The organism is Rhodococcus jostii NBRC 16295 (assembly GCF_001894825.1).
GTDB classification, from domain to species: Bacteria; Actinomycetota; Actinomycetes; order Mycobacteriales; family Mycobacteriaceae; genus Rhodococcus_F; species Rhodococcus_F jostii.
The window spans coordinates 1-1,425 of the sequence record NZ_BCWY01000232.1; the positions used below are offsets into that span (position 1 = coordinate 1).

Annotated in this window: 2 protein-coding genes and 1 pseudogene; all 3 read right to left on the reverse strand. The window is 64.5% G+C overall.

Going from position 1 to position 1,425, the window contains the following annotated elements; genetic code table 11:
- Positions 1-182 precede the first annotated feature (182 nt).
- A pseudogene (locus RJ1_RS45670) lies at positions 183-435 on the reverse strand (DUF4193 domain-containing protein); the annotation flags it as partial.
- A 57-nt stretch (positions 436-492) separates the two neighbouring features.
- Positions 493-1,083, reverse strand: a complete 591-nt coding sequence (locus RJ1_RS44900; protein WP_073371165.1) for an ATPase — start codon at positions 1,081-1,083, stop codon at positions 493-495.
- Positions 1,080-1,425: TA system antitoxin ParD family protein (locus RJ1_RS44905; protein ID WP_073371166.1), on the reverse strand; the 346-nt coding region annotated here is incomplete at its 5' end. The genes RJ1_RS44900 and RJ1_RS44905, both read right to left, overlap by 4 nt.

The window sequence follows — 1,425 nt, forward strand, 5'->3', positions numbered from 1 at the left end:
GGGACGTTGGCTGCCAGCCCGATGGTGAGACACCGGGTTGGCGGTCAGTGACACTACGGTGGTGATGACTGGCGGTCCAGTAGGTGACCCCAGTTGGGGTGCACCATGTTTCGAGGGCCCGCAGGTGCGAACCTCGGATGTTCGGTGTTCTCAGGCGCAGCCCCGCAGACTAGCTGGGTACCGCTGGCGAGGCGGCTGCGGTGGTGGACGAGGAAGTAACTGGTGCAAGTGAATTCGTCCGCCTGCTTCGGGATGACGCGGACGGTGAGTTCTTCGCCGGACAGGTCTGAACCGGGCAGTTCGAAGGATTCGGCGGTGTCGGTGTCCTCGACGTCCACGATGGGGACTGGGTGTCTTTCGGCTGGCGGTGAGCTGTTCGAGGGAGGTGTCCGTCTCGTCGGAGTCGGTGACTTTCGGTGCGTCGTGGTCGGTGGCCGTGCCTGTTGGTTCCTCATGTTCTGGGTGTTCGGATCCGCCGGGCTGTTACCGCACCTATGGGTGCTCGCCGCGGCTGGTGTGCGATGTCAGATCTACGGGTGTCCATGCGGGCCAGGTGGCTTCGCCGACGAGGTGTCCGTCGGTGAACTGGGCGACGATGCGCGGACCGGTGCTCGAGCTGTTGTCGTACACGCTCACGTGATCACACCGTGGGAACGCCTGAGCGAGCAGACCCCACAATCTGTGGTATCGCTGGCGGATCTTGTCTTCGGGCACATCGTGTCCGCCGGCTCGCACCCGGTAGCGCACACGCTGGACCGCTAGTTCCTCGGGAATCATCACCACATGTAAGACGACGGTGTAGTCGTGTGTGCGTGCTTCGTTGATCAGCTCCAGCTTCGACGGATGGGAGAATACCGTCTCGGCGATGAACGATTTCCCCAGGGTCAGCAGGTGTGCCCGGGTCTTCGCGGCGATCTCCGCGGCCTCATAGGAGTGTGCGGCCGGATTCGCAGGCCATCGTTGTGTGGCGATTTCGTCGGCATTGACGAGCGGGCTGGCCGGCAGCAGGGGGGCGAGGGTGAGGGCCACGAAGGTGGATTTGCCGGCGCCGTTGCAGCCGACTACCAGGTCGAGTCGTTTCATTCGGGCAGGACTGTGCGCGTGCCGTCGGGACGGTACTCGATGATCTGACCGTCCTCGGACAGCGCGACCGTGGTGATTCCCTGGGCCGCGAGCGTAGCGCCGTAGTCGGTGGTGGCCAGTTGTTCCTCGATCGCCGCGTTGATCTCGGCGTTGAACACTGTGCCTTCTTCGGGTCCGAGTTCACCGATCGGCAACTGGCCGGCTAGAGCGTCTTCTACTCGGCGCCGGGCCGCGGTCTGCCGGCTCGATACCGCACGGCCCACTCGGGCCCAGTGTTCGAGTTGTTGGCGTCCGGTGCGGTGTTGCCGTTCTCCCTCGGCCATGGCGCTGGCCACCAGGTCC

What these genes read in the sequence shown, in the direction of transcription:
- RJ1_RS44900 (WP_073371165.1), bottom strand. Translation starts at nt 1,083, where the DNA reads ATGAAACGACTCGACCTGGTAGTCGGCTGCAACGGCGCCGGCAAATCC.